Raw genomic sequence first — 22410 nt, 5'->3', positions numbered from 1 at the left:
GTTGACCAACTGACCGCAGAGAACCGACAGCTACGCGGTGCGCTGTCGCAGCCTGCCTCCTCCGTTCGAGTGCTCCTGGACCGCACGGGAGCGGGCACTGTGCCAGGAGCAAACGTCGGCCAGGGCATCGGGCAGGGCAGGGCCAACGGGAGGACGACGAAGGAGTTGCGGGTCGCGCCGCTGAACACGATCGCCCGGCCATCCCGGGCGCCGAGGCGGAACAGGCGGGTGACGGCGAGCCCGGCGAACGCCATCGCCACGAGGAAGGCCACGCAGACGGGCACAACGGCGGCGACCGCACCGGCCCCCCGGGGCCCTATCGGGCCGCCATCGAACGCGCCTGCTGGTGCACCCGGCCTGACGCAACACGGATGACTGGCCTCCCGTAGGCCCGCGGCACGTCCTCGTTGAACGAGCCTCTCCGCGTGGAGAGCTGCGCGGTAGTCGCCCTATGACTGGCTCCGCACTGGTCCACTGTCAAGATCCGGGCACTCGGGCACTTGCAGGCCTGAAAAGTTGCGCGGGCCTGGCCGTCTTCGATCGTGTGGGGATTCGCGTACATGCCGTCCGCGTAACGGCCCGCCAGCTCCAGGCCGTAACTGCCGCCACCCGCCTGGAAGATGACCGGCCGGCCCTGCTCGGACGGCGGGATGGGCAGCGGGCCGCGGGAGGCGACGTGGCGGCCCTGGAGGTTGACCGGCTGGATCTTGTCCATGTCGGCGAACCGCTTACCGGGGACGTCCCCGACCCAGGCGTCCTTCTCCCAGCTGCCCCAAAGCGCCTGCACGATCTGGACGACCTCGTGCGCGCGCTCGTACTTCTGTGCGCGCGGCGGTATGGGACGGCCGAAGTTCGCCGCGGCGGCGGGATCCGAGGTGGTGACCGCGTTCCAGCCGGCCCGGCCGCGGCTGATCACGTCGAGCGCCTTGAACTGCCGGGCAAGGGTGTAGGGCTCGTTGAAGGTGGTGGAAGCGGTGGCGACCAGACCGATCCGCCCGGTCTCACGTGCGATGGCCGTCATGACCAGCAGCGGGTCGATGGGGTGATGCGGGGCATGGTCTTCGAGATCCACGTCCAGGACCGGGGTGTCCGCGAAGAACAGCAGCTGGATCTTGCCGCGCTCGGCCGCCTGCGCGTAGCGCACGAACTGGTCCATGTCCGTGTAACTGGACAGGTTCACGCCCGGCAGACGCCATGCACCGGGTTCGGCTCCGTAGCCGCTGGTGAACTGCATGCACAGGAGCATCTGCCGGCTTGTCATGGTCGCTCCTCCAGACGAGGCGAGAAAGGACGGACGGAGCCTCCGCTCACTCCCCCCAGGCGTGCCGTGGAACCCGGCCGCGGCGCTCCGTACGAGAGGTACGAGAGGAGGTGTCGGGGACTTCTCGTACGGGGTGTGCGCCGCGGGCCGACGACAGGCGCGCTCACCTGTGGGCGGCGCGGTTCATCTCGACGACGTCCTCCAGGGTGGGATCGGCGCCGAGGGCGGCGAAGCGCTCCGCCATGCTCTCCCGGACAGCCGCGTCCTTGACCCGATCGGCCGCGGCCAGGGCTGCCGGCAACTCGTCCAGGGTCAGCTCGGTGCAGTAGGCCGGGCCCATCGGCTGCTGACGCCAGGAGTCGGCCAGTGCTCCCGCGTCGTAGGGGTCGAATCCGGTGTCGTCCACCAGGTGCATGGCCACCCGCTTCGCTTCCTCGGCATCGCCGGCGACCGGGATGGCGATGCGGCCCGGAGCGCCCGCCGGGACACCCTTCGTCCGCTGGGTTTCGGCCAGGGCCGCGTTCCATGCCTTGATCACGGGGCGTCCGAGGAGCTCGGAGGTGTACACGCTCTCTATGGCGCCGGCCTCCACCGCCTCGATCCGTCCGCTGAGGTGCGGGTAGTAGTTGGAGGTGTCGATGACCACCGTCTCGGCGGGGACGGAGGCGAACAACTCGGCCAGCTGTCCCGCCACTCCGAAGGGGATGGCCAGGATGACGGCGTCCCTGTCCTTGACTGCGTCCTCGAGCGCCACGGCGCGGGCGCCGGTCTCCAGCACGTCGGGTGCGACGGCCTCGGGCCCGCGGGCGTCGGCCACCTGGACGTCGTGACCGGCGGCGCCGAGCTTGCGTGCGAGGTTGCCGCCGATCGCTCCGGCGCCGATAACAGAGATTTTCATGATTTGTCCTTTCAGGAGACGCACCGGCCCCAGGGCGGCGTGATGTGATCATTGTGGAACCGTGGAATGAAGGGCGCGGGAGACCGCCCGAAGTCCAGAGATCCCTGGATGCTCCGGTGATCGCCCGGCAGGGGCTTACGCCTCGGTGTTCCGTTCGCGGTAGCCGGCGACGATGAGCGCGCGAACGCGGTCCAGCGACTCCTCTTCCGCGGCGCCGGCACCCTTGAGCCAGGCGACGGAGATGGCCGCGAGGAACAGGTCGTACCCCTTCACCGACTTGCGCACGTACCCCGTCCGCTGAGCGGCCTGCACGTACTCCTCGGTGGCGGTGATGACGGTGTCACAGGGAAGCGTGAGCGGGTTGTCCGGATCCTGCGCCCTGGCCGCAGCCATCAGCGGCTCCGGCAGTCCGCTGAACGCGCTGAAGTACTCCTCCAGCGCACGCAGCCACTGCTCCAGCGCCTTGTCGGCGTCGCCGAGCCGCGCGATCTCTTCCTGACGCGCCACCAGTTCCTCGGAACGCGTCTGCAGCACGGCCGCCAGCAGCGCCTCCCGGGTGGGGAAGTGCCGGTACAAGGTGCCGGGCCCTACACCCGCCTCCTTGGCCACCGCCTCCAGGGACGTACCGACCCCGTACTTCAGGAAGTGACGCTGCGCCGCTTCCAGGAGGGCGACACGGTTGCGCTGGACATCCGCACGGGGCCTGCGCCCCTGCTGTCCACCGACGTCCATGCATTCTCCCGAATCACGCGATCCTGCGATTCCAATAAAACGGAGGCTACCTCCGCAGTGGTTCCACTGTAAAACGGAGGCAGCATCCGGTCAAGCCGGAGGCACCACGGGCAGGACGATCCGGGACGGCCGGGCGGGGTCGGGGCGGTCACCCGACCACGGTCAGCAGGTCGGCCAGTACGTCGGGCCGTTCCAGAGCGATGAAGTGGCCGGCCTTCGGCACCTGCGTGAAGCCGGCGGCCGGCAGCAGCTTCCTGTTGGCCTCCCGGTCCGAGGGCCGGGACCAGTCCTTCTCGCCGTAGACGAGGTGGACGGGAGCCTTGACGTCGGGGTAGTGCGAGCGGGCCGCGACGAGGCTGGGCAGGGCCTGGTACACGCCTCGCGCGACGGTCGGATAGCCGGGGCGCCCGCCGACCTGGAGGAGCTCGTCCACGTAGTCCTCCCGCAGCGCGCTCTTGTCGCCGAGGCCGCCCTGAAGGATCTTGGTGAGCACGGGCTTGGGCTCCACCCCTGCGATCACCGGACCCACGCCGGGCGCGAGGACACCGCTGACCACCACGCGGGCGAGGAGGCTCGACCTGGCGATGCCGCCGCGGAAGTCGTAGGTGTTGACCGCGACGACGCGTCGGACCCGCTCCGGGAGATCGGCCGCGGTGGTCAGGGCGAGCACCGCCCCCATGGACTCCCCGACCAACGTCACGTCGTGCAGGTCGAGTTCGGTCAGGAGCCGCTCGACTCCCGCGCGCATGGCCGGCTCGTCGTACGACGCCCCGGGCGCGATCTCGGAGTAGCCCATCCCCGGCAGGTCTAGGGCGTACACGGTGTACCGGTCCGCGACCAGCGGGATGAGGTGGCGGAAGTGCTCGGCCTGGGTGCGCACGGTGTGCAGCAGAACCAGGGGGGCACCGGTGCCCGCTTTGAGGTAGCGCAGCGTTCCCTCGCGGCCGCCGCGAGGGGGGATCATGTGGCTGGTGGTCCCCGGAATGTGAATCGTGGGACGTGACTCTTGGCTGGGCATCTCGCCGACTCCTTGCGCATGAGGGGTTACCAGAACGGTCATGTCTCTCTCCGGAGAACGAGAAACCGATCGGTTTCCATCAAGGTAAACCGATCGGTTTCAAGGCACAAGTCCAGCGCGGCCTCGGCTTCACCGGGGCGTGCCGTACCCGTGGATCCCAGGGATGGTGAGCTCTCCCCCCGTCTGTCCGGCCTGGTCGATGTCGGCGTCGTCCAGGCCGAGTCGGAGCTTGAGGCCCGCCTTCCCGACCGTGTCGTAGAGCCACTCCGGGACGGTGTCGGGCGTGAGGTGGAGGCGGAGGACCGGAGGCAGGGGGACGCCTTCGACGCCGGAGAGGGTGCCCGTCAGGCTCTCGACGTACATGGTGATGCGGTCGCCTCGCAGCGTGGACGTCGAGCCGGGCGCTCCGTCGATGTGCTGGATCTGCGGGCCGACGGGTACGGCCATCTTCAGGCCGCGGATCGTGACACCGGCCGCGGAGAACTTGAGCACCCGTTTGGGCCCGGCGGCCGTGTCCACGGTCACCACGCCGCCGAAGACGAGGTCGCGCAGTTCGAGGCGGCTTCCCTTCATGTTCCAGGACTCGGCGGCGAATCGGCCGGCGCTCGTGTCCTCGGGAGCCTTGAGATCGCTGATGTCGCAGGCGCTGGACGCCCCTGGGGTGGGCGCCGGTCGGGACGGCGGCTCAGTTGCCCGGTGGCCGGGGATGGGTGGCGCATGGGGTGCGACCCGCGGCACGTCGGATGGTTCCGCGGTCGTCGGAGTCGGAGCGGCCGGAATCGCCGAGGGACTCGTGTCGGGAGGCGGACTCTGCTCCTCGGGGTCGCCGTGGAGCATGGAACCGAGGAGGTCCACAAGGCCGGCGGTGGCGGCGGTCGCGCTCGGTGAGGCGGTCGGAGCCGGGGCCGGGCCCGTTTCCTCGTCAGCCACGTGCTCCGGCGGTTCGACGGGCTCATCGCTCGTGGGGGCACTGGGTGTGCCGGGAGCAGCGGAGGGAGGAGGAGTGGGGGCCGGAGTTGGGGCTGCTGTGTCGTCGGGGCGGTCACAGCCGACGCCGCCGACAAGCTCCTTTTCGGGAGCGGAATGAGCCGCGGTGGCGCTCGCATCGACCGCAGGCGGACGCTGACTCGCGAGGACGAGGACGGTCGGCAGTGCGGTGAGTGCGAGAGCCTTCCCGAGCGGCAGGCGCAGTCGGGTCAGCGCGGACGTACGGGGAACGGCGTGACGACCTCTCGTCGACCGCGCGTGGTGGGGTGCTACGGCCTCGCCGCGGAGGCCGGGCGACTGGTCGGTCATTCCCCGGCCCTCCCCGGCGGCTCCTCGGTGTCGTCGGGTGTGTTCACCGGGCCCCATGCCAGGGCCAGCAGTCCACCCGTGGCCGCGCACAGTGTGCCGACGAAGAATCCGCCGAAGTTCGAGATGGGGAGCGACAGCACACCGAGGAAGACGGCCACGCATCCGGCGAAGAACCTGATGATGGGCTGGAACCACAGAAGTCCGCCGAGGACGATCAGCGTCAGGCCGATGACCAGGGACCCCGCCCCCGCGGTGGTGGACATCGCCACGGACAGGGCGCCCAGGGAGAGGTTGAAGTACGGGAAGTAGATGATCGGCGCGGCGGCCAGGAGTACCAACAGGCCCGCCCAGAAGGGGCGGGTGCGCCGCCAGGTCCTGAAAGTCCGGCGAGCACGGGCGAGGCCGCTGCCGCTGTGAGGGTGCGCGGGTGCGCCGACACTCGTCATGTGGAGGTTCCCCAATCGTCGGCGGGCGAGGGAGGCTGAGGCAGGTCAGAAGCAGTCGTGACGGCCGGCCGCGATGTTCATGTGCAGGCCCGACAGTTCGAACGTCCCCGCGGAACTGGCCCAGACCGTCTGGTGGGCATCGATGATCTCGACCGAATCCGCCTGCTGGGCGTAGCCGTTGGGATCCACGTGGTCCTTCGGGTTGACCTGGCCCTTGGTCATGGCACCGGTGGCGACGCCGATGTCGACGTTGTTGAAGGTGCCCTTCTTGGCCTGGAGGTCGGTCATGTCGAGGTACAGGTCCTTGGCCTTGACCGGCGTGCCCTCCCCGCCGGCCTTGAGCGACATCGTGTAGGTCCCGAGCACGGGGATGTCCACCGGCACGGACTGGCACATGTCGACGATCGTCGCGTCCTTGATGGACGACACGGAGACGGGTACGTGCTTGCCGTTCTTGGCGACGTCCACCGTGGCGTAGTTGCCGAACCCGGAGCCGCTCAACTTCCCGGCCGAGACCTTGAAGTCGGAACCGGAGATGCTGAACGAAGCGGCCAGCGCGCCCTGGGCCATGGAGACGGCGACAGCCGCCGTGGCGATCACCGTCGGCACCGCGCCGATGGCGAAGCGCTTCCAGTGGGTCCGGCCTATTCGCTGGGACATGCGTGGACCTCCGTTGTCGAGGTGTACGAGGTGTACGAGGTGTACGAGGTGAGCCGAGGCCGGGATGCGCAGAGAGGGCACGCCGGAGAAGCACTCGGTAGCTCCACTATCGAGTGCCTGATAGTGACACTATCGAGCCCGGTGGGGCAACCCTCGGTAACGCGATACTGGAGGGACAGTTGAGCGTGAGGGAGCGCATGAGGATTTCGGAGCTCAGCCGACGGTCCGGGGTGCCGGTGGCGACCATCAAGTACTACCGACGGGAGGGACTGCTTCCTGAGGGACGCGCGCTGAACCCGACCACGGTCGAGTACGACGAGGAGCACGTCCAGCGGCTGCGCCTGATCCGTTCCCTCATCCAGCTCGGCGGACTGTCCGTCGCCCGAACCCGGGAAGTGCTCGAAGCCGTCGAGCAGCCGCTGGACGCTTTCGAGACCCTGGCCGTCGTCCACCACGCCCTGCCCGTTCCGTCCGCCGAGACGAGCGGAAAGGAGGGCGGGGACCACGAGGACGCCGCCGACGAGGCGGCGTCCGTCGGAGCCGCCGAGCGGGTCGAGGCTCTCATCGAGAGCATGGGCTGGCGCATCTCCGACGCGTCACCGCACCGCCCGGCACTCGCCGAGAGTCTCGCGGTGCTCAGCCGCCTCGGCACCGACTACACGGCCGCCGACCTCATCCCCTACGCACGGCTCGCCACCTCCACCGCGGACCTGGACTTCGCTCAGCTCGAAGGGATCGAGGACCAGATCGCCCTCGCCGAACGGGCAGTGGTCCTCAGCGTGCTGTTCGAGCCGGTCGTCAGGCTGCTGCGGCGGCTGGCCCAGGAGGACGCGAACCATCGTCGTCACGATCGCCAGGCGTGCGGGCGGGGGGAGCAGCCGACGAAGTGAGTCCCCGGCGGGGCGCCGACGGACCACGGCGCGCCGCTCGTAGGACTCAACCCGCGGCGACGGGCACCGGCTCGTCGGCGAGGTCGTCGGCCGGCATGCCGGATTCCTTGCTCCGAGCCGGCCGCAGAAGCGGCGTGCGCGCCCGGAGCCCACGCCGCAGGCCGCCGGCCCACCGGCCAAGTGCTCCGGGCGCCCCGCGGTTTCGGCGATACGACACAAGGGGTCGACGCCGAGCAACCGACTTGTTCACTTGCACCTAGGAAACCGATGGCCGGTCCATGACAGCGACTAAGGGGAAAAGTGAACCCGATCGGCAGTCCGAAGGAGAAGCTCGCCGCTTGGGCTTGCGCGCGAAAACCGATCGGTTTACGGTGGTGAAACTGATCGGTTTCTCGCCCGTGTCGGCGAGCCTCGTACCCGCATCCCTAGGAGCACGGATGACTGCCGCGCGCGACGCCGAGGGGCAACCCACTCATCCCCCGCTTCCGGCGAAGCTGGCGGCCCACCCGTCGGTGCAGGCCGTACTCGCCCGGCGCGGGACCGGTGACACGGGGCGCCCGCCCGCGGTGATCGACGCGGCCTGGCTGCGCGAGCTGTGCCTGGCGGCCGGGGCGGACGACGTCGCCGCGGTCAGCCTGGACCACCCCGACCTGGCCGGCGAGCGTGAGTACGCGCAGTCCGCGCTGCCCGGCACCCGCACCCTGATCGCGATCGCGGTCCGGATGAACCGCGACAACTGCCGTTCCCCCGCCCGCAGCGTGGCCAACCAGGAGTTCCACCAGACCGACGAACAGGCCAACCACGCCGCCCGCAGCGTCACCCGGGCACTCCAGGACGCCGGCTACCGCGCACTCAACCCCTCCGTCGGCTTCCCGCAGGAAATGGACCGCTTCCCCAGGGAGCGGATCTGGGTGGTGGCGCACAAGACGGTCGCGGTGGCCGCCGGACTCGGTGTGATGGGCCTGCACCGCAACGTCATCCACCCGAAGTTCGGCAGCTTCATCCTGCTGGTCACCGTCCTGGTGGACGCCGAGGTGAGCGAGTACGGGCAGGCACTGGACTACAACCCGTGCATCGACTGCAAGTTGTGCGTCGCCGCCTGCCCGGTCGGCGCCATCGCCAAGGACGGCGCCTTCGACGCGCTGGCCTGCACCACGCACAACTACCGCGAGTTCATGAGCGGGTTCACCGACTGGGCGCAGACCGTGGCCGACAGCGAGGACGCCGCCGACTACCGCTCCCGGGTCACCGATTCCGAGAGCGCCTCCCTGTGGCAGAGCCTGAGCTCTCCGCCCGGCTACAAGTCCGGCTACTGCGTGGCCGTCTGCCCCGCCGGCGAGGACGTCCTGGGCCCCTACCTGGACGACCGCAAGTCGTTCATGGACACCGTGCTGCGGCCGCTCCAGGACAAGAAGGAGACCCTGTACGTCCTGCCGGGCTCCCATGCGCAGGAGTACGCCCGGCGCCGTTTCCCCCACAAGCCCGCCAAGGAAGTCACCGGCGGCTGGCAGCCCCCGGCGAAACGTTCCGCGTCCACCGCCGGAGAGACACGTACGTCATGAGCGGCAGTCACCGCTTTTACGACCGCAAGGGACTGCACCGCATCTTGGCGGAGACGAAGCCGGAGAAGACCGGCCCACGGGCATGACGGCAGGTCACCCAAGACGGGCCATTACTCGGAGTGGCCCCGGTGTGCGTCGCCCTAACGGGGACGGCAGGGCGACGCACACCTTCATGGTTCGGCGACGGCCCTTCCCCCAGGCCGTCGCCGAGCCCCCGCCCGGAGCCCCTGGAAACCGATCGGTTTTCATTTCGTCCGCTCCAGGTTAACCTCACGGTATGAGCACCGAAGTGAAACTGAGTCCCAGGGAGCGCCTGCTGGAGGCGGCGGCCACGCTCACCTACCGAGACGGCGTCAACATCGGAGTCGAGGCACTGTGCAAGGCGGCGGGGGTGTCGAAGCGCTCCATGTATCAGCTGTTCGAGAGCAAGGACGAGCTCCTGGCAGTGAGCCTGAAGGAGCGCGCCTCCGCCTACGTGACAACTCTCCTGCCCGCGGCGGACGACGGCCGGTCGCCCCGCGAGCGGATCCTGCACGTTTTCGAGCAGGTGGAATCGCAGGCAGGGGCGCCCGAGTTCCGGGGCTGTCGGTATCTGGCAGTGCAGATCGAGCTCAAGGACCGGAGTCACCCGGCGAGCCGCGTGGCTCACCAGGTCAAGGCGAATCTGACGGCCTTCTTCCGAGCCGAGGCCGAGCGGGGCGGGGCGGGGGATCCCGATCTGCTGGCCCGTCAGCTCAGCCTGGTCTTCGACGGCGCGAGCGCCCGCGCGGGAATTCAGGCCGACAACCTGGCCGGGCTCGTCGCACCCACCGTAACCACCCTGCTCGACGCGGCAGGCGTGCACTGATGCATCCCTGCTCGGAACACCGTCATCTCCCGGCGTTCACGGGAAGCCCGATGGCCGTGAGCGTGTTGCCGAGCATGCCGCAGGCGAAGAAGCTCGCGGTCTTCTCGGCATCAGCACCCAGCGACAGGTGCACGGTTTCCCAGATACTCATCCAGCCGGCCCGGACCACCTCAGCGATCAGGTCGTCGCCCTGCGCCGTGGCGGCCGCCACGGCGAGGTATCCCTGCATCTGCATCAGGAGCGTTTCGGGGTACGTCGAGATCAGCCGCGCATAGGCGTCCGCCATCGCCTGCCGGGCCCGCTCACCTCCTTCCACCCCGTCGGCCGCCCTCTCGAAAGCCAGGCGAGTGTCTTCCGCACTCCGCACCAGAGCGGCGACGAAGATCGCCTTCTTGTCCGGGAAGAGCCGGAAGAGATACGGCTGCGTGACGCCGACCCGCTCGGCGATCGCAGCCGTGGTGGTGCCGCGGTAGCCGGCGATCGCGAACTCGGCGATCGCCGCGCGAATGACGCTCTCGCGCCGCTCCCGCGCACTGACCCCGCCCATGACCTCACCCCCTGCTGAACTCGCACACGGAAACCGATCGGTTTACTGTAGCGGAAACCGATCGGTTTCGAACGAGCGCGGGAGTCCATGATGACGACAGACCGGCCAGTGGTACTCGTGACGGGTGCGTCGTCCGGAATCGGCAGGGAAACCGCGCTCGCGCTGGTGGCGGCGGCTCGCCGCCGCGGTCCAGGAGGGCGAGCGAGCGGTTCGGGCGGATCGACGTCCTGGTCAACAACGCCGGCGTCGGCTCGACGGGGGCGGCGGAGGAAACCTCCGTTGCACAGGCCCAAGCCGTCTTCGACACCAATGTCTTCGGAGTCATGCGCATGGTGAACGAGGTCCTGCCGCACATGCGCGCTCAGCGAAGCGGGCGCATCGTCAACATCTCGTCCGTCCTCGGATTCATGCCCCAGCCCTACATGGCCGCCTACGCCGCCTCCAAGCACGCGATCGAGGGCTAACCCGAGTCCCTGGACCATGAGATCCGTGACCACGGCGTCCGGGCGCTCATCGTCGAACCCGCCTACACCAGGACCGGGTTCGAGGCCAACAGCGCGAAACCCGAGATCCCCCTGCACGTGTACGCGAAGCAGAGGCAGACCGTCGACCGTGTGATGGCGGAGGCCGTCAGGGGCGGCGACGCCCCCGCTGTCGTCGCCAAGGCGATCGTGGCGGCCGCGACCCGCCCGAAGCCGAAGCCGCGCTACACCGCCGGCCCCTTGGCCGGACGCGCACGCGTACTGCGCCGCCTGGCTCCCGCCGCGGTCTTCGACAAGCAGATCCGCAGGATGAACCGGCTGGCCGGGTGACGCACGGCGCGGCCCGCGCTTCTCGGCGACCTCCACCGGCCGCCGGTCCGTCCACCATCAGCTCCGGAAAGCGAAAGGGTCCACCGGCGGAGTCGGTGGACCCTCACGAAAGATCGAGGCTAGGGCTTGAGAACCGCCAGCACATCGTCGAGCGAAACGTCGGCGGGGTCACTCATATCGGAACCATCGAAAGTCTGCCAGATATAGGACGCCGTCCCGCTCTCCCGCAACGGATGCAGGTCGGCCAAGTCCGGATCGTCCCGGAAGCTGTTGAACGCCTCTTCGGACTCCCACTCGACGAGAAACAGAACCTGTCGTGGCGCAAGGTCACCGGCTACGTTGTCTCGGAAACGACCGAACGCCACCATGCGACCGCCATATTGCGGAGCCGCTTCGGGCAATCGGCTGAAATACGCAAGGTATTTCTCCAAGTCGACCACGTCAAACATGTTCAGGGCGTAAAACTTCTTCTTCTGCGAATTCGCGCTCATTGCCAATATCCTCTCCCGGCCGTTGGGTGCGCCCTTTCGGCCTGCGCAGCGCCGGTTGGCGGTGGGGTCTCTCGCCGGATGCCAGGTCTACTTGGCGAGCTGGGGGTACAGCCCGGCCAGGTCACCGGCCAGGCCCGCCTTGACCTGCCGCGAGATGTCGTCGGCGAGGACCTCGTGGGCGCCGGCCTCTATGCCGTCGAGGGCGAGTGCGGCCACGTCACGGGGGTCGGACTTGGGGGCGTCGACGCCCGTCGTCAGGTCGGTGTCGACGTAGCCGACATGCAGTCCGGTGACCGCGATGCCGCGCGGCTGCAGCTCCAGGCGCAGGGAGTTGGTCTGCGACCACAGGGCGGCCTTGGAGGCGCTGTAGGAGCCGCCGAGCGCGATCCACGACAGCACGGAGTGCACGTTGAGGAGGTGGCCACCGCCGTTGCGCTCGATGACCGGCACGAAGGCCCGGGCGAGAAGGAGCGGGCCGTAGAAGTTGGTCTCGAACTCCCGGCGTACGTCGTCGACCGGGGAGTCGAGGAAGGACGCGCCCACCGAGGCGCCGGCGTTGTTGATCAGCACCGTGACGTCCTGTGCCTGCGCGGCGGCCGCCGCCACCGAGGCCGGGTCGGTGACCTCCAGCGCCACCGGCACCGCGTCGGGGTGCGTCACGGTGCGCGGGTCCCGGGCCGTGGCATAGACCTTGCCCGCGCCGCGCGCGTACAGCTCCTCCACCAGGGCCTTCCCGATGCCGCGACTGCCGCCGGTGACGAAGACGCTGGCGCCCTTCAGAGCGGTCATGACTACCTCCAGAAAACGGGAAACCGATCAGTTTCAAGAAGAGTAAACCGATTGGTTTCCCAGCGCAAGCGCGAAGGTCAGCCGATCAGGTCCTTGCTTGCACGTCTCGCCAAGTGGAAGACCGTTCACGAGAGGCACAGGCGCTGCTCGGCTGGTGATCGCAGGCACGGGTGCACACCGACCGGCGTTACGAACTGCATGACTGGCATCCGGCCGCGGCAGTGGGGGTCTGCTCGGAGGATTGGTACTGCGGTATCACTCCGTCGGGCCAACTGTCGCCCGTGGTCCCACGGGCGCGGCAGCGCGCCTCCCCAACCTGAGCGGGCCGGATCACAACGCACCAAAACGAAGCGGATTTCCCGTCCGGCGCAGTCGGTCTCGCTCATTGGCAACGGAATTGGCCGATTGGCTCCGGGCGTGCGGGCGGAACCCCGGAGTCAGCACAGCGCTGTACCCAGGGATCCGAAAGCAGGAGCCGTGTCACGACCGACGTGCGGATATCCGGCAGACCGGCGCAGGGCACGTGCGCCGCCGGTGGAGATCCGGCCAGGAAGAAGGGCGGCGGCCGGCGTCGACACCCTCCACGGCCTCTCCCGCATCCTGCCGTTCCTGAGCGCCGTCCCCGCCGAAGAGGCCGCCCGCTTGCTGCGAGGCAGCGGATGACAGCACCACGCAGCTCGCCGACCGATCGTCACGAACGTCTTCTGGGGATGCGAGCCGAGCGTGGATTCATCGAGGACACCGCCGTCGAGGAGGCGATCGGAGAAGCCGACGACAGCCGGCTCGTTCCCCTGCCGGAGGAGTTCGTCCACCTCCCTCGCGGCCGACATCGCACCCTGCATCTCAGAAGCCTCCTGGTCGGCCTCCACCTCTGCACCCAGGAGACCGGCGGCAAGATCGTCCTGGAACGGGTCACCGCCGACGGCTATCAGCGAATGATGTGCCCCGCCGAAGCGGGCAAGGCCCAGTGCGCCGTCAAGCCCCACACCATGGGCCGCGGCATCCACCTCCCCCTCGTGGACCCGGAGCCCAGTCCAGCGGGCCCGGTCAAGATCTGCCGTCAGAACGCCATCACCGTCAGCCCAGAAGCCGGTGCCAAGCAGTGGCAGCCCCTGGAGTACGGCGGCCCGGAATGGCAGAAGGTCTACTTCCGACTCCGCAACAGCGTCGAGGGCTACAACGGCTACGCCAAGAACCTTCCAGCTGGCCCACGCGAACCGCCGCAAGATCAAGAAGTGGCTCGAGACGCTGGCACTCGGCGGCGAACGCCCCCGCCGCCGGACCACCTGGTGCCAGCCGCCCGACCCGACGCAGGGCCACCCAAGCTCCACCCGGAGAACAACCAGCAGCACAAAAAGCAGGGCCTCGGCCGTGAGATACCTCACCGCCGGGGCCCTGCCATGTCCCTGTCCGGGCCACGTCCGACCCGACAACGAGGAACGGGCCCCCACCGGTGACTTTCGTCACTGGTGAAGACCCGTTCCGTCGGTTCTTCGTGGTGCGCGAGGGGGGAGTTGAACCCCCACGCCCTTGCGGGCACTGGAACCTGAATCCAGCGCGTCTGCCTATTCCGCCACCCGCGCATTGGGTGTGTCTTCCGGCTCCCGGCCCGTTGTTTCCTTCGGGCTGGCCCCTTCCGACATCGAGAACACTAGCACGTGGGGCAGGGTGGGTTCACATCACTTATGGCTGGGCAGCGCTCACCTGACGCCCGCGTACCGAGCAGTCGGCGTTCACGTATCAACCTCGTACCGGTCCAGCCCATCTCTCCAGGAGACGGATCGGGTCCACAGTCAGGTGCGGGACACTGGTCGTGCCCCACCTCTACGATCCATGGCAAGAGGAGCCCGCCGAGGAGTTCGAAGGAGGGCCGCTCGGGGAACCGGCTGATTGCCGGACGCGTAGATACGATCAGTGAGCGGTAACGGAAGCAGCCGCAGTACGGGCAAGGCGACAGAGGAGGTGCCCTGTGGGAGTCCTGAAGAAGTTCGAGCAGCGTCTCGAAGGTCTGGTCAACGGCACCTTCGCCAAGGTGTTCAAGTCCGAGGTCCAGCCCGTGGAGATCGCCGGAGCGCTGCAGCGCGAGTGCGACAACAACGCGACCATCTGGAACCGGGACCGGACCGTCGTACCCAATGACTTCATCGTGGAGCTGAGCGCCCCCGACTTCGAGCGCCTCAGCCCCTACTCCGGGCAGCTCGGCGACGAGCTCGCCGGGATGGTCCGCGACTACGCCAAGCAGCAGCGCTACACCTTCATGGGCCCGATCAAGGTCAACCTGGAGAAGGCCGACGACCTCGACACCGGCCTGTACCGGGTGCGCAGCCGCACACTCGCCTCCTCCAGCAACCAGCAGGCCCCGGAGCGCGCCCCCGCGGGCGGCGCCCCGCAGCGGCCGGGCGGCTACGGCTACCCGCAGGCCGGCGGCGCCGCGGCCCCGCCGATGCCGAGCGCACCGCCGCCCGGCGCCCCGCAGCGCCCCGGCGGCTACGGCTACCCGCAGCCCGCCGGCCAGCGGCCCGCCGGTCCCTCCGGGCCGGTCGGCGCCTCGGCGCCCGGCTCCCGTACCCGCTACTGGATCGAGATCAACGGCGCCCGCCATCAGATCTCCCGCGCGACGCTCGTGCTGGGCCGCAGCACCGAGGCCGACGTGCGGATCGACGACCCCGGCGTCTCCCGCCGGCACTGCGAGATCCGGACCGGAACGCCCTCGACGATCCAGGATCTCGGGTCCACCAACGGCATCGTGGTGGACGGGCAGCACACCACCCGCGCTACGCTCCGCGACGGCTCGCGGATCGTCGTGGGCAGCAGCACCATCATTTACCGGCAAGCCGAAGGGTGAAGCGGGGGCAATGTCAGAGCTGACCCTCACGGTCATGCGGCTGGGTTTCCTGGCCGTACTGTGGCTGTTCGTGATCGTGGCCGTGCAGGTCATCCGCAGCGACCTGTTCGGTACGCGCGTCACCCAGCGCGGATCGCGTAGGGAAGAAGGGCGCCGGCAGCAGCCGGCCGCCCGGCAGCAGGCCGCACCCCCGCAGCAGCGCGGCCAGCAGCCCGCCGGCGGCGGCCGGCGGCGCAACGCCCCCAGCAAGCTGGTGGTGAGCGAGGGAACCCTGACGGGGACGACCGTCGCGCTCCAGGGCCAGACCATCACCCTGGGCCGCGCCCACGACTCCACGATCGTGCTGGACGACGACTACGCCTCCAGCCGCCATGCCAGGATCTACCCGGACCGCGACGGCCAGTGGATCGTCGAGGACCTCGGGTCGACGAACGGCACGTACCTGGACCGGTCCCGGCTGACGACTCCCACACCGATCCCGCTGGGCGCACCGATCCGCATCGGCAAAACCGTCATCGAGCTGCGGAAGTAGTGCTACATCATGAGTAGGCGCGAGCGGAGCGAGCACGCGGCGGCGGACCGGACGCCGGTCCTTCGCGCGCTCCCGACCGGAGGGTGGGCACCGTGCGGATGTACCCGGAGCCGACGGGCGAGGTGCGCATGAGTCTGTCACTGCGCTTCGCCGCCGGATCGCACAAAGGCATGATCCGGGAGGGCAACGAGGACTCCGGTTACGCCGGTCCCCGCCTGCTCGCCATCGCCGACGGCATGGGCGGCCAGGCCGCCGGTGAGGTCGCCTCCTCCGAGGTGATCTCCACCCTGGTCACGCTCGACGACGACGTGCCGGGCTCCGACATCCTCACCTCCCTCGGCCACGCCGTGCAGCGTGCCAACGACCAGCTGCGCGCCATGGTCGAGGAGGACCCGCAGCTGGAGGGCATGGGGACCACCCTGACCGCCCTGCTGTGGACCGGGCAGCGGCTCGGCCTCGTGCACGTCGGCGACTCCCGCGCGTACCTCCTCCGTGACGGCGTGCTCACCCAGATCACCCAGGACCACACCTGGGTGCAGCGGCTCGTCGACGAGGGCCGCATCACCGAAGAGGAAGCCACCACCCACCCGCAGCGCTCCCTGCTGATGCGCGCGCTGGGCAGCGGCGACCACGTCGAACCCGATCTCTCCATCCGCGAGGTCCGCGCCGGCGACCGGTACCTGATCTGCTCCGACGGCCTCTCCGGGGTGGTCTCCCACCAGACCCTGGAGGAGACCCTCGCCAGCTACCAGGGCCCCCAGGAGACCGTGCAGGAGCTGATCCAGCTCGCACTGCGCGGCGGCGGCCCCGACAACATCACGGTCATCATCGCGGACGTCCTCGACCTGGACACCGGCGACACCCTCGCGGGACAGCTGTCCGACACCCCGGTCGTGGTCGGCGCCGTCGCGGAGAACCAGCAGCACCTGCACGACAACGGCTTCATGCAGACCCCGGCCGGCCGGGCCGCCAACCTCGGCCGCCAGGGGCACGGACACGGCGGAGGCGGCGGGTTCGGCCCGCCCGGCTCCGGCGACACCACCGGGTACGTCCCGGCGGGCAGCTTCGGCGACTACACCGACGACGACTTCGTGAAGCCCCGCACGGGCCGGAAGTGGCTGAAGAGATCCTTCTTCAGCGTGCTCGCCCTCGCCGTCATCGGCGGGGGCCTGTACGGCGGCTGGCGCTGGACGCAGACGCAGTACTACGTCGGCGCCAACGGCGAGCACATCGCGCTGTACCAGGGCATCAGTCAGGACCTGGCCTGGGTGTCGCTGTCGAAGGTGGAGAAGGACCACCCCGAGATCGAACTCAAGTACCTGCCGCCGTACCAGCAGAAGCAGGTCAAGGCCACCATCGCCGAGGGCGGTCTCACCGACGCCCAGTCGAAGGTCCAGGAACTGGCCGTGCAGGCGTCCGCCTGCAAGAAGGAGTCGGAGCGCACCGCCGCCGAGTCCAAGACCAACTCCAAGACCGGCCAGGGCGAGGCCGGCGGCACCACGGGAACCACCAAGACCTCTCTCACGTCCAAGGCCTCGCCAAGCCCTTCGAACTCGGCGTCCTCCACGGCGTCACCGTCCCCGTCCCCCTCAGCGACCCCCAGCCCCGGCCCCACCCTCTCGGAGGATGAGCAGAAGGTCGTCTCGCTGTGCGGTAAGCAGTAGGCAAGCCGTGAGAGGCCCTGTCACACCATGAGCAGTACTACCAACAGTTCGACACACCACACGTCCACGATCGGTGCCATCGGCGCGCCCAGCCGCCGCAACACCGAGCTGGCACTCCTGGTGTTCGCCGTCGTCATCCCGGTGTTCGCCTACGCCAACGTGGGCCTGGCCATCGACGACAAGATCCCCGCGGGCCTGCTCAGCTACGGCCTGGGCCTCGGCCTGATGGCCGGCGTCGCCCACCTCGCCGTCCGGAAGTTCGCCGCGTACGCCGATCCCCTGCTGCTGCCCCTGGCCACGCTGCTCAACGGACTCGGCCTGGTGGTCATCTGGCGGCTCGACCAGTCGAAGCTGCTGCAGTCGCTGCCCACCTACTTCCAGGCCGCCCCCCGCCAGCTGCTCTACACCGCGCTGGGCATCGCGCTGTTCGTCGTCGTACTGATCTTCCTCAAGGACCACCGCGTCCTGCAGCGCTACACCTACATCTCGATGTTCGGCGCGCTGGTCCTGCTCGTCCTGCCGCTGGTGCCCGGCCTCGGCGCCAACATCTACGGCGCCAAGATCTGGATCCGGGTCCCGGGGCTCGGCTCCCTGCAGCCCGGCGAGTTCGCGAAGATCGCCCTGGCGGTCTTCTTCGCCGGCTACCTCATGGTGAAGCGCGACGCGCTGGCCCTGGCCAGCCGCCGCTTCATCGGCCTGTACCTGCCGCGCGGCCGCGACCTCGGACCCATCCTGGTCGTCTGGCTGATGTCGATCCTCATCCTGGTCTTCGAGACCGACCTCGGTACCTCGCTGCTGTTCTTCGGAATGTTCGTCATCATGCTGTACGTCGCCACCGAGCGGACCAGCTGGATCGTCTTCGGTCTGCTGATGTCCGCGGCCGGCGCCGTCGGTGTGGCCAGCTTCGAACCGCACGTCCAGCAGCGTGTCCAGGCCTGGCTCGACCCGATGAAGGAGTACACGCTCAGCCAGCAGGGCGTGGCCGGCCACTCCGAGCAGTCGATGCAGGCGCTGTGGGCCTTCGGCTCCGGCGGCACCCTCGGCGCAGGCCTCGGCCAGGGCCACTCCGACCTCATCCGGTTCGCCGCCAACTCCGACTTCATCCTCGCCACCTTCGGCGAGGAGATGGGCCTGGCCGGCATCATGGCGATCCTGCTGATCTACGGCCTGATCGTGGAGCGCGGTGTCCGTACCGCCCTCGCCGCCCGCGACCCCTTCGGCAAGCTGCTCGCCATCGGCCTGTCCGGGGCCTTCGCCCTGCAGGTCTTCGTCGTCGCCGGCGGTGTCATGGGGCTCATCCCGCTGACCGGCATGACCATGCCGTTCGTGGCGTACGGCGGTTCCTCCGTACTGGCCAACTGGGCGCTGATCGGCATCCTCATCAGAATCAGCGACACCGCACGCCGCCCGGCGCCCGCCCCCGCCGGCAACCCCGACGCCGAGATGACCCAGGTGGTCCGCCCGTCATGAACAAGCCCCTGCGCCGGATCGCGCTCTTCTGCGGACTGCTGGTCCTCACCCTGCTGCTGCGGGACAACTGGCTCCAGTACGTCAAGGCCGACACCCTCAAGACGGACCCGAAGAACCGCCGCGTCACCATCGCCCGCTACTCCACCCCCCGCGGCGACATCATCGTCGACGGCAACCCGATCACCGGGTCCACGGCGTCCGGCTCCTCCGGCCTCAACGACCTGAAGTACAAGCGCACGTACAAGAACGGCCCCATGTGGGCCCCGGTCACCGGCTACGCCTCCCAGGCCTTCGGCTCCAACCAGCTGGAGTCCCTGGAGGACGGCATCCTCACCGGCGACGACGACCGGCTCTTCTTCCGCAACACCCTCGACATGATCACGGGCAAGCAGAAGCAGGGCGGCAACGTCGTCACCACCCTGAACGCGGCCGCCCAGAGCGCCGCCTACAACGGGCTCAAGAAGCAGGGCGGCAAGGGCGCCGTCGTCGCCCTGGACCCCTCCACCGGCAAGATCCTGGCCCTCGCCTCCTACCCGTCGTACGACCCCTCGGTCTTCGCGGGCAACTCGAACACCGACGCCGCGGCCTGGAAGAAGCTGCAGAAGAAGTACGACCCGAACGACCCGATGCTGAACCGGGCGCTGCGCGAGACCTACCCGCCGGGCTCCACCTTCAAGGTGGTCACCGCCGCGGCCGCGCTGCAGAACGGGCTGTACACCTCCGCGGACGAGGCCACCAAGTCGCCGCTGCCCTACGTCATGCCGGGCACCACCACCGAGCTGAAGAACGAGGGCAGCATCCCCTGCAAGAACGCGACCATGCGGATCGCGCTGCGGTACTCCTGCAACACCGTCTTCGGCAAGATCGGCGCCGACCTCGGCAACGACAAGATGCTCGCCGAGGCCAAGAAGTTCGGCTTCGACGAGGAGCAGTTCACCCCGGTCCGCTCCAGCGCCTCGGTCTTCTCCGACAACATGAACCAGTCGCAGACCGCGCTGTCCTCGATCGGCCAGTACAACACCGCGGCGACCCCGCTGCAGATGGCCATGGTCGCCTCCGCGGTCGCCAACGACGGCAAGCTGATGAAGCCGTACATGATCGACAAGCTCCAGTCGTCGAGCGTCGACACCATCTCGCAGACCGAGCCCGAGGAGCTGAGCCAGCCGCTCTCCTCCGACAACGCCCAGATCCTCCAGTCGATGATGGAGACGGTCGTCAAGCAGGGCACGGGTACGAACGCGCAGATCAACGGCGTCACCGTCGGCGGCAAGACCGGCACCGCCCAGCACGGTGTCGAGAACAGCGAGAACCCGTACGCCTGGTTCATCTCGTACGCCAAGCTCCCCGACGGCAGCAAGCCCGTCGCCGTCGCCGTGGTGATCGAGGACGATCAGGCCAACCGTGACGACATCTCCGGCGGCGGCCTCGCGGCCCCGATCGCGAAGAGCGTGATGGAGGCGGTCATCGACTCCAAGAAGTGAGCCCGATCACGTTCCCTTCACATCGGTGCACGTTGCGATACCGGTCCTGTATCGGGTTACGGGCTTGGCCAGGTCACACAAACACAGCCGGGTACGGTAGGCCCGGACGGCAGCCTCCGGCCACACACTCGTGGCGGCCGGGACCGACGGAGAGGGCTGGTAGGTAGCTATGGAAGAGCCGCGTCGCCTCGGCGGCCGGTACGAGCTGGGCCACGTGCTCGGCCGTGGTGGCATGGCGGAGGTCTACTTCGCGCATGACACGCGGCTCGGTCGTGCGGTGGCCGTGAAGACGCTCCGCGTGGACCTCGCGCGTGATCCGTCCTTCCAGGCCCGGTTCCGCCGGGAGGCTCAGTCCGCCGCCTCGCTCAACCACCCCGCGATCGTCGCGGTCTACGACACGGGCGAGGACTACATCGACGGGGTCTCGATCCCGTACATCGTCATGGAGTACGTGGAGGGCTCGACCCTGCGCGAACTGCTCCACTCCGGACGCAAGCTCCTGCCCGAGCGCGCGATGGAAATGACCATCGGCATCCTCCAGGGCCTGGAGTACGCGCACCGCAGCGGCATCGTCCACCGTGACATCAAGCCGGCGAACGTCATGCTGACGCGCAACGGCCAGGTCAAGGTGATGGACTTCGGCATCGCCCGCGCCATGGGCGACTCCGGCATGACGATGACCCAGACGGCGGCCGTGATCGGCACCGCCCAGTACCTGTCCCCCGAGCAGGCGAAGGGCGAGCAGGTCGACGCCCGCTCGGACCTCTACTCGACCGGTTGCCTCCTCTACGAGCTGCTGACGGTACGGCCGCCCTTCGTGGGCGACTCCCCGGTGGCCGTCGCCTACCAGCACGTCCGCGAGGAACCGCAGCCCCCGTCGGTGTTCGACCCCGAGATCACCCCGGAAATGGACGCGATCGTCCTGCGGGCCCTGGTCAAGGACCCGAACTACCGCTACCAGTCGGCGGACGAGATGCGCGCCGACATCGAGGCCTGCCTCGACGGCCAGCCCGTCGCGGCCACCGCCGCGATGGGCTCGGTGGGCTACGGCTACCCGGACGACCAGGCGACCACCGCACTGCGCGCCGACGCCGGCGCGACCACCATGCTGCCGCCCATGAACCCGGACGACGGCGGCTACGGCTACGACGACCGCCCGGACCGCCGCCGCCAGCAGAAGAAGAACAACACCTCCACGATCCTCCTGATCGTCGCGGGCATCCTGGTCCTGGTGGGCGCCATCCTGATCGGCAAGTGGGCCTTCGGCGGCGGCGGCGCCGGGAACGACACGGTCCAGACGCCGAACTTCATCGGACAGACCCAGAAGACCGCCAAACAGATGGCGATCAACAGCGACCTCAAACTGGCGTTCACGCAGAAGACCTGCGACGACCAGCCCAAGGGCAACATCTGCACCCAGGACCCGGCCTACAACACCGAGATCAAGAAGGGCTCCACCGTCAATCTCGTCGTCTCGACGGGTGCGCCGAAGGTCACCGTCGACAACGTCGTGGGCAAGGACGTCGACGAGGCCACCACGCAGCTGGAGAACAAGGGCTTCAAGGTCAAGACCAAGCAGACGGTGGTCAACCAGACCCCGGGCACGGTCCTGAGCCAGAACCCCGACGGCGGCAGCGAGGTGGAGAAGGGCTCGACCATCACCCTTGAGGTCGCCAAGGCCGAGGAGAAGTCCACGGTCCCCGACGTCAGCGGCAAGACCTGTGACGAGGCCAAGGCGCAGATGACGGCCAACAACCTCACCGGCAACTGCACCGAGGTGGACACCGACGACGCCAACCTGGTCGGCAAGGTCGTCTCGACCGACCCGCAGGCGGGCACGCAGGTCGACAAGGACTCCACGGTCAACATCCAGATCGGCAAGGCCAAGCAGCAGACGGCCGTGCCGAGCGTGGTCACCCAGACCCTGAAGCAGGCCAGGCAGACCCTGCAGGCATCCGGCTTCACCAACATCCAGGTGAACGGCGACTCCAGCGACAACGCGATCGTCGCCAGCCAGGACCCGCAGGCCAACACCGGCGTCAACGACCCCGGCAGCACGACGATCACCCTCACCACCGTGAGCGTCGGCAACGGCAACAACGGCGGGAACAACGGCGGTACCAACTTCTTCGGCGGTACCGACGGCTGACGCCCCCTCACAACAACGGA

General features: G+C 68.8%; 20 protein-coding genes, 1 tRNA gene and 2 pseudogenes. 10 read left to right on the top strand and 13 right to left on the bottom strand.

Features of this window, described 5'->3' with window-relative positions:
• Positions 1-128 precede the first annotated feature (128 nt).
• From ACFZDK_RS11170 to ACFZDK_RS11135, 8 genes and pseudogenes are all read right to left on the bottom strand, one after another.
• Positions 129-302: pseudogene (locus tag ACFZDK_RS11170) on the bottom strand (arsenic resistance protein); the annotation flags it as partial.
• 14 nt (positions 303-316) lie between these two features.
• A complete protein-coding gene (locus tag ACFZDK_RS11165) occupies positions 317-1261 on the bottom strand; it encodes an LLM class flavin-dependent oxidoreductase (RefSeq protein ID WP_390971746.1) in 945 nt (314 codons plus the stop codon).
• Positions 1262-1424: 163 nt separating this feature from the next.
• Complete coding sequence (locus ACFZDK_RS11160) at positions 1425-2159, bottom strand: NAD(P)-binding domain-containing protein (protein ID WP_390971745.1); 735 nt, start codon at positions 2157-2159, stop codon at positions 1425-1427.
• Between the two features lie 135 nt (positions 2160-2294).
• Positions 2295-2891, bottom strand: a complete 597-nt coding sequence (locus tag ACFZDK_RS11155; RefSeq protein WP_390971744.1) for a TetR family transcriptional regulator — start codon at positions 2889-2891, stop codon at positions 2295-2297.
• 148 nt (positions 2892-3039) lie between these two features.
• Positions 3040-3909, bottom strand: a complete 870-nt coding sequence (locus tag ACFZDK_RS11150) for an alpha/beta fold hydrolase (protein WP_390971743.1) — start codon at positions 3907-3909, stop codon at positions 3040-3042.
• Between the two features lie 129 nt (positions 3910-4038).
• Positions 4039-4482, bottom strand: a complete 444-nt coding sequence (locus ACFZDK_RS11145; RefSeq protein ID WP_390971742.1) for a hypothetical protein — start codon at positions 4480-4482, stop codon at positions 4039-4041.
• Between the two features lie 719 nt (positions 4483-5201).
• Entirely contained in the window at positions 5202-5651 is a 450-nt protein-coding gene (locus ACFZDK_RS11140; protein ID WP_390971741.1) for a DUF6114 domain-containing protein, read from the bottom strand.
• Between the two features lie 45 nt (positions 5652-5696).
• Positions 5697-6311, bottom strand: a complete 615-nt coding sequence (locus ACFZDK_RS11135; RefSeq protein WP_390971740.1) for a DUF6230 family protein — start codon at positions 6309-6311, stop codon at positions 5697-5699.
• 197 nt (positions 6312-6508) lie between these two features.
• Here ACFZDK_RS11135 and ACFZDK_RS11130 point away from each other — a divergent pair, with 197 nt between their 5' ends.
• The 3 genes from ACFZDK_RS11130 (at position 6509) to ACFZDK_RS11120 (ending at position 9610) form a co-directional block, all read left to right on the top strand.
• Positions 6509-7201, top strand: a complete 693-nt coding sequence (locus tag ACFZDK_RS11130; protein WP_390971739.1) for a MerR family transcriptional regulator — start codon at positions 6509-6511, stop codon at positions 7199-7201.
• A 437-nt stretch (positions 7202-7638) separates the two neighbouring features.
• Positions 7639-8763 carry a 4Fe-4S binding protein gene (locus ACFZDK_RS11125; RefSeq protein ID WP_390971738.1) on the top strand — a complete coding sequence of 375 codons (1125 nt, stop codon included), beginning with the start codon at positions 7639-7641 and terminating at the stop codon, positions 8761-8763.
• A gap of 277 nt (positions 8764-9040) precedes the next feature.
• The gene (locus ACFZDK_RS11120; RefSeq protein WP_390971737.1) at positions 9041-9610 is read left to right on the top strand and encodes a TetR family transcriptional regulator; all 570 of its coding nucleotides are present in this window, start codon (positions 9041-9043) and stop codon (positions 9608-9610) included.
• A 22-nt stretch (positions 9611-9632) separates the two neighbouring features.
• Here ACFZDK_RS11120 and ACFZDK_RS11115 read toward each other — a convergent pair whose 3' ends face one another.
• A complete protein-coding gene (locus ACFZDK_RS11115; protein ID WP_390971736.1) occupies positions 9633-10157 on the bottom strand; it encodes a TetR family transcriptional regulator in 525 nt (174 codons plus the stop codon).
• 90 nt (positions 10158-10247) lie between these two features.
• Here ACFZDK_RS11115 and ACFZDK_RS11110 point away from each other — a divergent pair.
• Positions 10248-10969, top strand: a pseudogene (locus ACFZDK_RS11110) (SDR family NAD(P)-dependent oxidoreductase).
• A gap of 119 nt (positions 10970-11088) precedes the next feature.
• Here the strand turns inward: ACFZDK_RS11110 and ACFZDK_RS11105 are convergent.
• From ACFZDK_RS11105 to ACFZDK_RS11090, 4 genes are all read right to left on the bottom strand, one after another.
• Entirely contained in the window at positions 11089-11460 is a 372-nt protein-coding gene (locus ACFZDK_RS11105) for a DUF1330 domain-containing protein (protein WP_390971735.1), read from the bottom strand.
• 87 nt (positions 11461-11547) lie between these two features.
• Positions 11548-12249 (bottom strand): SDR family oxidoreductase, encoded by a 702-nt coding sequence (locus ACFZDK_RS11100; RefSeq protein WP_390971734.1) that lies wholly within the window; start codon positions 12247-12249, stop codon positions 11548-11550.
• Between the two features lie 437 nt (positions 12250-12686).
• On the bottom strand, positions 12687-13634 hold the full coding sequence (locus ACFZDK_RS11095; RefSeq protein WP_390971733.1) for a hypothetical protein: 948 nt from the start codon (positions 13632-13634) through the stop codon (positions 12687-12689).
• Between the two features lie 111 nt (positions 13635-13745).
• Positions 13746-13832, bottom strand: a tRNA-Leu gene (locus ACFZDK_RS11090).
• A 386-nt stretch (positions 13833-14218) separates the two neighbouring features.
• On the opposite strand from ACFZDK_RS11090, the gene ACFZDK_RS11085 reads away from it, so the two are divergent.
• From ACFZDK_RS11085 to pknB, 6 genes are all read left to right on the top strand, one after another.
• Complete coding sequence (locus ACFZDK_RS11085; RefSeq protein WP_390971732.1) at positions 14219-15094, top strand: FhaA domain-containing protein; 876 nt, start codon at positions 14219-14221, stop codon at positions 15092-15094.
• A gap of 10 nt (positions 15095-15104) precedes the next feature.
• Positions 15105-15626 carry an FHA domain-containing protein gene (locus ACFZDK_RS11080; RefSeq protein WP_132888381.1) on the top strand — a complete coding sequence of 174 codons (522 nt, stop codon included), beginning with the start codon at positions 15105-15107 and terminating at the stop codon, positions 15624-15626.
• 98 nt (positions 15627-15724) lie between these two features.
• Entirely contained in the window at positions 15725-17290 is a 1566-nt protein-coding gene (locus tag ACFZDK_RS11075) for a Stp1/IreP family PP2C-type Ser/Thr phosphatase (RefSeq protein ID WP_390972490.1), read from the top strand.
• A 27-nt stretch (positions 17291-17317) separates the two neighbouring features.
• Positions 17318-18760, top strand: coding sequence for an FtsW/RodA/SpoVE family cell cycle protein (locus ACFZDK_RS11070; RefSeq protein WP_390971730.1), 1443 nt, complete (start codon positions 17318-17320; stop codon positions 18758-18760).
• Entirely contained in the window at positions 18757-20241 is a 1485-nt protein-coding gene (locus ACFZDK_RS11065) for a penicillin-binding transpeptidase domain-containing protein (protein ID WP_390971728.1), read from the top strand. Before ACFZDK_RS11070 ends, ACFZDK_RS11065 begins: the two co-directional genes overlap by 4 nt.
• Positions 20242-20410: 169 nt before the next feature.
• Positions 20411-22390, top strand: coding sequence for a Stk1 family PASTA domain-containing Ser/Thr kinase (pknB, locus tag ACFZDK_RS11060; RefSeq protein ID WP_390971727.1), 1980 nt, complete (start codon positions 20411-20413; stop codon positions 22388-22390).
• Positions 22391-22410 lie beyond the last annotated feature (20 nt).

The sequence above is a fragment of the Streptomyces sp. NPDC007901 genome (genome assembly GCF_042959465.1).
Classification (GTDB): domain Bacteria; phylum Actinomycetota; class Actinomycetes; order Streptomycetales; family Streptomycetaceae; genus Streptomyces.
The sequence above is the reverse complement of the archived record's forward strand: the minus strand, read 5'-3'. Positions and strand labels throughout refer to the sequence as shown.

What these genes read in the sequence shown, in the direction of transcription:
- ACFZDK_RS11165 (WP_390971746.1), bottom strand. Translation starts at nt 1,261, where the DNA reads ATGACAAGCCGGCAGATGCTCCTGTGCATGCAGTTCACCAGCGGCTAC.
- ACFZDK_RS11160 (WP_390971745.1), bottom strand. Translation starts at nt 2,159, where the DNA reads ATGAAAATCTCTGTTATCGGCGCCGGAGCGATCGGCGGCAACCTCGCA.
- ACFZDK_RS11155 (WP_390971744.1), bottom strand. Translation starts at nt 2,891, where the DNA reads ATGGACGTCGGTGGACAGCAGGGGCGCAGGCCCCGTGCGGATGTCCAG.
- ACFZDK_RS11150 (WP_390971743.1), bottom strand. Translation starts at nt 3,909, where the DNA reads ATGCCCAGCCAAGAGTCACGTCCCACGATTCACATTCCGGGGACCACC.
- ACFZDK_RS11145 (WP_390971742.1), bottom strand. Translation starts at nt 4,482, where the DNA reads ATGAAGGGAAGCCGCCTCGAACTGCGCGACCTCGTCTTCGGCGGCGTG.
- ACFZDK_RS11140 (WP_390971741.1), bottom strand. Translation starts at nt 5,651, where the DNA reads ATGACGAGTGTCGGCGCACCCGCGCACCCTCACAGCGGCAGCGGCCTC.
- ACFZDK_RS11135 (WP_390971740.1), bottom strand. Translation starts at nt 6,311, where the DNA reads ATGTCCCAGCGAATAGGCCGGACCCACTGGAAGCGCTTCGCCATCGGC.
- ACFZDK_RS11130 (WP_390971739.1), top strand. Translation starts at nt 6,509, where the DNA reads ATGAGGATTTCGGAGCTCAGCCGACGGTCCGGGGTGCCGGTGGCGACC.
- ACFZDK_RS11125 (WP_390971738.1), top strand. Translation starts at nt 7,639, where the DNA reads ATGACTGCCGCGCGCGACGCCGAGGGGCAACCCACTCATCCCCCGCTT.
- ACFZDK_RS11120 (WP_390971737.1), top strand. Translation starts at nt 9,041, where the DNA reads ATGAGCACCGAAGTGAAACTGAGTCCCAGGGAGCGCCTGCTGGAGGCG.
- ACFZDK_RS11115 (WP_390971736.1), bottom strand. Translation starts at nt 10,157, where the DNA reads ATGGGCGGGGTCAGTGCGCGGGAGCGGCGCGAGAGCGTCATTCGCGCG.
- ACFZDK_RS11105 (WP_390971735.1), bottom strand. Translation starts at nt 11,460, where the DNA reads ATGAGCGCGAATTCGCAGAAGAAGAAGTTTTACGCCCTGAACATGTTT.
- ACFZDK_RS11100 (WP_390971734.1), bottom strand. Translation starts at nt 12,249, where the DNA reads ATGACCGCTCTGAAGGGCGCCAGCGTCTTCGTCACCGGCGGCAGTCGC.
- ACFZDK_RS11080 (WP_132888381.1), top strand. Translation starts at nt 15,105, where the DNA reads ATGTCAGAGCTGACCCTCACGGTCATGCGGCTGGGTTTCCTGGCCGTA.
- ACFZDK_RS11075 (WP_390972490.1), top strand. Translation starts at nt 15,725, where the DNA reads ATGTACCCGGAGCCGACGGGCGAGGTGCGCATGAGTCTGTCACTGCGC.
- ACFZDK_RS11070 (WP_390971730.1), top strand. Translation starts at nt 17,318, where the DNA reads ATGAGCAGTACTACCAACAGTTCGACACACCACACGTCCACGATCGGT.
- ACFZDK_RS11065 (WP_390971728.1), top strand. Translation starts at nt 18,757, where the DNA reads ATGAACAAGCCCCTGCGCCGGATCGCGCTCTTCTGCGGACTGCTGGTC.
- pknB (WP_390971727.1), top strand. Translation starts at nt 20,411, where the DNA reads ATGGAAGAGCCGCGTCGCCTCGGCGGCCGGTACGAGCTGGGCCACGTG.